The 6,809-nt window shown below is 36.2% G+C and carries 6 protein-coding genes and 1 pseudogene; 3 read left to right on the top strand and 4 right to left on the bottom strand.

The window, feature by feature from the left end:
- Window positions 1–323 (top strand): IS3 family transposase (locus AKG34_RS02215; protein ID WP_152952231.1); only part of this gene is annotated, 323 nt, incomplete at its 5' end.
- A 270-nt stretch (window positions 324–593) separates the two neighbouring features.
- On the opposite strand, the gene AKG34_RS02210 is transcribed toward AKG34_RS02215, so the two are convergent.
- From AKG34_RS02210 to AKG34_RS02190, 4 genes and pseudogenes are all read right to left on the bottom strand, one after another.
- Entirely contained in the window at window positions 594–1,034 is a 441-nt protein-coding gene (locus AKG34_RS02210; protein WP_053344582.1) for a cell wall hydrolase, read from the bottom strand.
- Between the two features lie 582 nt (window positions 1,035–1,616).
- Window positions 1,617–2,890, bottom strand: a pseudogene (locus AKG34_RS02200) (IS110 family RNA-guided transposase).
- Between the two features lie 207 nt (window positions 2,891–3,097).
- Window positions 3,098–4,372: a group II intron reverse transcriptase/maturase gene (gene ltrA / locus AKG34_RS02195; RefSeq protein WP_053344580.1), complete on the bottom strand. Its 1,275-nt coding sequence runs from the start codon at window positions 4,370–4,372 to the stop codon at window positions 3,098–3,100.
- Between the two features lie 605 nt (window positions 4,373–4,977).
- Window positions 4,978–5,292, bottom strand: a complete 315-nt coding sequence (locus tag AKG34_RS02190; protein WP_053344579.1) for a hypothetical protein — start codon at window positions 5,290–5,292, stop codon at window positions 4,978–4,980.
- A gap of 182 nt (window positions 5,293–5,474) precedes the next feature.
- Here AKG34_RS02190 and AKG34_RS02185 point away from each other — a divergent pair, with 182 nt between their 5' ends.
- On the top strand, window positions 5,475–6,143 hold the full coding sequence (locus AKG34_RS02185) for a GntR family transcriptional regulator (protein WP_053344578.1): 669 nt from the start codon (window positions 5,475–5,477) through the stop codon (window positions 6,141–6,143).
- Window positions 6,127–6,798: a DUF2848 family protein gene (locus tag AKG34_RS02180; RefSeq protein ID WP_152952230.1), complete on the top strand. Its 672-nt coding sequence runs from the start codon at window positions 6,127–6,129 to the stop codon at window positions 6,796–6,798. Before AKG34_RS02185 ends, AKG34_RS02180 begins: the two co-directional genes overlap by 17 nt.
- Window positions 6,799–6,809 lie beyond the last annotated feature (11 nt).

Below are 6,809 nucleotides of genomic sequence, written 5' to 3'. Positions count from 1 at the left end.
GCTTGGAATCGAAAGATTCACCCATTCTTCATTCAGATCAGGGCTGGCATTATCAGATGAAACAATACTCTCATGATTTGAAAAGACATAACATTACACAAAGCATGTCCCGCAAAGGAAATTGTCTCGATAATGCGGTCATTGAAAACTTCTTTGGCTTATTAAAATCCGAATTACTCTATCTTCAAGAATTTGAAAGCATGGAGCATTTCAAACAAGAATTAGGGGAATATATCCATTACTACAATCATCAACGAATCAAGGTAAAATTAAAAGGCATGAGCCCGGTAGATTACCGGATTCATGCACTCAAGGCTGCCTAATTAAATAAAGTGTCTAACTTTTTGGGTTCACTTCAACCAGGAAGTTCCCTTTTTATTTCGTGAGATAAAAGTACATCAAAACAACGATTGAAAAAATAGGCTGCGGTTGGGGTCTCAAGCGTTTTTTTCAACCGACAACTGTTACATTATCTACAGGAGTTGCATTGAATGAATATGGTTGGCTACCAGCACCTAAAAATTTTGTATTCGTAGCACCAAAAAGGCAAAATTACAATAAAATTCAAGAATTAACAATAGCTCCTAGACAACCTAACCGGTATAAACACTTTCACATGTTCCAGGTTTTGGTTCATAATAACAATGATTTTTATATTGTCCAGCAAAAGGTTGATCGTACCATGTAGGTGGGCATGGAGCATATGGATTAAAATACCAAAGGGCATATTTCCCTGGGTGTTGTCTCCAGTATTCCAAATTCTGTTTTGCTAATCGTTTTTCAGCAGTCCTCGCTCTTTGATAAAATACATTACCTTTTTGAACAGCTTCAAAAGAATAATTTCCTCCTTGTACGTGATAAATGACTTGTGGAATTGTTCTTAAATCTATAAAGTCTAAACAATCAGCTTTAAGACGATTAACAATTACATTTCCAACATATAACATTCCTTGTAACCCTTCACCTTCGGCTTCAGCTCTCATCATCCTTGCCATTAAGTCAACGTCTGAACTTTTGTAACTTACTCTTGGCATTTTTTCACCCCAAAAATATAGTATGAAAAAAAGCCTACATTGATGTCATTGTTTATAAAATAAGAATGCTTAGTTTTTAAAGCTTACAGTTTTTAAGGTAAGATGAAAACTATGGCATTCTTTATTCAACTCCCTCAGTATGATAGCTATAGCTCTCGAATGCTCACTTATTCGCAGGATTTCATAACCCTTGAAAATATATTAACGGTTAAAAGCAATGGGCTCAGATCATTTTGGCTTCGTGGAGGCATAGTTAAATAAAGGAGTCTTAATAAAACTCCATATTCTACCATATAATGCACATTTTCTCCACGCCGCCCCTGGAGGCTTTCCCTCCCATGTCTCAACGGGTCATAAAATATGCCCTCTAATTCCTTCGTCATGCCTATCCAAGGGGTGGAGGCCAGTTTTGCTAACCTAATGGGTCGGTGCCCTTTTGTTGAATAAATCTGGTACTCCGTGCATCTTTGAAATCCTACGAATAAGAAAACATTCGATAAAAGAAAGCCGAAAATCAACCGTTCATCCATTCTTAGTTTGGTTCCCTTCGAGAACCTGTGAAGCTTGATTTATTCAATAAAACTACGCTGCCAGAGTTGTTAAAGGTCGTAATTTCTCTGGAGAATAGGATTCATTTCTTTTAGCTATTCCCACAAAGAGCCGTGCTAGCTTTCCACATAATTTCATAATAGACTTCATTTTCTTTATTTTTTTTACCTTAACATTATTAGCGTGCAACGCTTAAACTCAGGGTTATTCATGACAAGGCTCATCGTCGCTAGGTATAAGAAACGCCGCAGTCTGGATCTCCCACGTTTAGAAATGACAATTTGTCCTTTCCATTTACCAGAGCTCGCCTCGGAAAGATGTAACCCTGCATGACGAAGGAGAGAATTACCGTGGGCGAATCCACTTAAATCTCCAGCTTCCCCTAAAATTCCAGCTAAAGAGATTTCACTGATCCCTTTAATAGCCAGCAGTTTCTTTGCGAAAGGAATTTGTTGAAGCACGTTAGTGACTTCTTGTTCCACTCTTTCGAGTTGCGTTGTAGCTAGATCATACTCTTCTAGTAGTTGTTCTAAATGTAGCTTGTAAGCTTCAAGTGCTTGGTGCGTTCCGATAGAACGTTTAGCTAAATCTATAAGTAAATAAGCTTTTTTCAACCCAGGCTGACGCTTCATTACCGATTTCCATTTGCCTACAATATCTTGAGGTTGCATCGATCGTAACTCGATTGGTGTAGGAAATAAACGTAGAGTTGCGATTGCCCCTTTGCCTTTCACATCTTTAAACACTTGTCGTAGCTCAGGAAAGACTACATCTACCCAACGATTTAATTGGTTGATAGAACTAACGAGACGTTTAACGATTACATCACGGTTGGACATAAGGACTCGTAGTTTTTCGAAAGACTCTGGAGTTGAACGAACAAAGGCATAGTATCCATTCTTCACCATATCCGCAATCACGAGGGCGTCTTTTTTATCACTTTTGGACTGAGTGTTATCTCGATTTTCTTTATTTCTTTTTACAAGGTGAGGATTGACTGTTACGACATCAATCTTTTCGTTAGATAACCATTTCGATAGATTAATCCAGTAATGACCTGTAGGTTCCATACCGACAATCGTTGTGTCTAAGCTGTTTTTAGCTTTTAGTTTATTAATCCATTCTAGAAATCTGTTAAAGCCTTCTTCGTTATTTTCGAAAGTAAGAGGCTCACCTACCACGATTCCTCGATAATTTACAGCTCGAGCAACGTGAAATTGTTGGGCAATATCCACGCCAACAACGAGATGTCGATCAGAAATTCTCTCTATTAGTTGATTTTGTTTATCTTGCATTTTAAACTTCATATTAGGGTTCCTCCTAAGGTTTTGAGTTAGAGTGGTGTCTTACTCATATCTTACTGAGGAGCCCTATTTTTTTCAAAGCTGAAAAATAACGCTCTACAGGAATGCTAAACTGCCCCGATAGTTGAATAATCGAGTAGGGGGAAAATAAGTTTATTTTCGCCCCTCTCACAACACCGTACGTACGGTTCGCGTATACGGCGTTTCAATTTATATCACAGTGTGTACTTTTAGATAATGTTCTAAAGCAGAGGGGACTCCCCTCTGCTTTAGTCTTTTGTTTGAGATTGCTCTTTGGACGACTTTGGATACTCCTATGAATCGGTAACCTTTTCGACAGTAGGTTAATCCTTTCGCTTCTTCCTCCGGAATTCCTAGTTGAATAAGCGATTTAATTTGTTTCTTCGCTACTTTCCATTGTTTCCATATGATGACCCTAATTCTAGAGCGAAGCTTTGTGTCTATTCGTTCCGTCGTTTTTTTCATGTTTGCCACTCTGAAGTAGTTTACCCATCCAACTATTACTTGGTTCAATTTCAATATTCGGTAGTCTAGTGGAACATTCCAATTTCGCTTTGTCAGTTGTCGAAGTTTCCTTTGAAACTTCTGTACAGAACTTGGATGAGGTTTCACTTTGTAGTTGTTGTTATTAGTGTCGTAATAATACCCAAATCCTAAGAATTTCAACTCTTTTGGACGTGAGATTCTACTCTTCTCTACGTTGACTATCAGGCCTAATTTCTCTTCTATAAATCTCACGATTGTGCTCATTACTCGGTTCGCTGCCTTTTCACTTTTCACAAAGATAAGGGCATCATCAGCGTACCTCACGAACCTTAGTCCTCTTTTCTCCAGTTCCTTATCAAGTTCGTTTAACATTATATTACTTAATAGTGGACTGAGGTTGCCTCCTTGCGGAGTACCGACAGGTGTGTCTTCATATTTTCCATTCACCATTACTCCACTGACTAAGTATTTTCTGATTAACGAGATGACATTTCCGTCTTTTATTGTGTTGGATATGATTCTCATGAGTTTATCGTGATGGACGGTATCGAAGAATCTTTCAAGATCAATGTCGACTACCCAATCATGTTCATTATTCAGAAACTCCAGGCTTTTAATTATCGCCATTTCACAACTTCTTTTTGGTCTGAAACCGTAACTGAATTCACTGAATTGCTTTTCAAATAGTGGACTGAGAACTTGATGAATGGCTTGTTGAACGACTCTATCCACTACTGTTGGTATTCCCAATTTGCGCATCTTTCCATTTTCTTTTGGGATCTCCACTCTTAAGGCAGCTTGTGGTTGGTATTTTCTTGTTCTGATGCGCTGACGCAGTTCATCTTTGTTCTCTTTCAGGTATTGCTTTAGTTCGTCGACTGTTACTCCGTCGACCCCACTTGCACCTTTATTTTTATAGACACGTATGTAGGCTTCGTTCATATTTTTATTACTTAGGATTTGTTCTAAAAGTTCCACACTCGTTTCTCCTTTCCTCTCACGTAGTAAGTGATATCTCCATTTTGGTTATTCTTTGAGGTACGCTCATACTTTCACCATTAACACATTCGGAGTTCGTCACTTACGCATTCGTGGCGTTGAAACACTATAAATTGTTCAGCCCTTCATGAAATTATTTCATTACTATGGCTTCTGCTGACTTCTTGCGACTAACCTTTTTCGACTGTACTTCTGTACATCCGCAAGACCTCCCAGGGTAAGACACCTATCTTTCCTCTTTTACTCGCCTGATTTACTCTATAAAGTTACGCACATCTTTTGGACTTTAACTTGTCTTGGAGTTTAATCCCTTTATAGAGCCTTAGTATCAGATTCCTGTTCGTCGAGCCAAGATTTTATTCCACGCTTCCTCCAGCCCTTACCTCACGATAAGTACCTTGCGCTTCCTTAGTGGTTGGTCGATGTGTACCCCCACAGTGGACTTTCACCACCTAGATAGTTGCCATGCCTGGCACACAAGAAAAAGCTACCTTAAAGACAGCTCCGATTTACAGCTAACGCACCTATTAGTTCATTAAGAAAGGAGTTGCCTTAACAACTCCTTTAAGAACAAAATTTATTTATTAGGCACTAATAATACTGTTTTTATTTTTAAAGTAAATAAACAAATTCAATATGCTTAACCCTAAAATTATAAGAAACAAATATGAGGAAATAACGTCTCCTCCTAAATTTAATTCATCAGCTATGTATCCCATAATAATAAGATTAATACCAGAAACAATTATTGAAATTATTGAAGTAATACTAACTGTGAATCCATTAACGAGGTTGCTTCGTTTCTTTTGAACCAATAAAATAATGGAAATAACAATTAAACTAATTATAAAAGTAATAAAAACTAATCTTAAAAAATCGTATATTTCCAATTCTTCCATAGTCATCCCCCTTATTATCCTTTCCCTATTAATTTTACCACAAAAAACCATTATCCTTGATGAACTAAACTGCCCCTTTAGTTCAATAAGAAAAGGGCTACCGAAGAAAACATATTATTTTGAATTGACTGAATTTTATGTTTATAATATAATTGGTATACCACATACCAATAGGAGGAAAAATGAAAAAAATAGAGACAGTTATGCCGTTAAGAGATATAGCTTTTGAGGCAATTAAGAAATCAATTTTGAATTATGAACTTCTACCGGGTCAAGCAATTTATGAAAGAGACCTAAGTGAAAAGTTAGGTGTAAGTAGAACTCCTGTAAGAGAATCTCTGTCGTTGTTAGAAAGAGAAAAATGGATAATTTCAAAACCACGGGTTGGTACGTTTATTAATGAAATAACAGAAGAAAATGTAATTGAAGTAATGGAAATTCGAATGATTTTTGACCGATTCTCACTAGAAAAAATCTGTGGAAATATTACTCCAGAACAAATAAAAGTATTAGAAGGTTACATAGAGGAGCAAGAAAAAAATAAAACAGATCACCAAAGATTTATTGAATTAGATAAAGAGTTCCATTCTGAAATTGTATTATTAACTAAAAATCAGCGATTAGAAAAGTGGTTTGAAGAAATTGGTGATCAGATTAGATGGTTTGGGTTAAAAGCCATAACTGAGAAGTCGCGTATTGAGGAAACAATATCTGAACATAAAGCAATTGTACAAGGTATAAAATCACAAGATATTAATCAACTTCTGGTAGCATCAAATAACCATGTGGAAAATACCAAAAATGAAATTATTAATCAATTGAGGAGGAATTCAAATGAGAAAAGTAATTAATTTACATCTTTCTAATGGAGAGGTTAAAAAACATGAAATTGATATTAATAAAGTAATTGTTGTTGGATATGGGGGACGAAATATAGAAAAAATTCAAGAACACATAGATGAATTAAAAGAATTAGGTATTGCACCTCCACCTCATGTACCGATGATATATCCACAAAAAATAGAACAACTGAATTTTTCTAATGAATGTAATGGAAGCAAATTTTCCTCAGGGGAAACAGAATATGTGTTATTCCATAATGGAAAAGAATGGTTGGTTACCCTTGGCAGCGATCATACTGATCGAGAAGTAGAAAAAGAAGATATTTTAAAGTCCAAATCAATATGTGATAAACCTCTTGCAACTGATTTTTGGAGATTAGCAGATTTAAAAGAAGACTGGGATAATATTATCTTACGTTCTTATGTTACTTCAAATGGGGAAAAATATTTATATCAAGAAGACACTTTAGACGCACTCTTAGAGGTTGATGTTTTATTGGAAAAGCTGGACAAGTTCGGGGAAAAGGATCTAGAACATACTGTTATTTTTTCAGGTACTGTTCCTACAAAAAATGGATTTATTTTTGGTGATAAATTTGAATATGAAATTGAACACCCCAAGTTAAACAGAAAAATTAAACATCATTATTCCATTATTTATTAAGGGGTGATTGT

The organism is Peribacillus butanolivorans (genome assembly GCF_001273755.1).
Taxonomy (GTDB): Bacteria; Bacillota; Bacilli; order Bacillales; family DSM-1321; genus Peribacillus; species Peribacillus butanolivorans.
The sequence above is the reverse complement of the archived record's forward strand: the minus strand, read 5'-3'. Positions and strand labels throughout refer to the sequence as shown.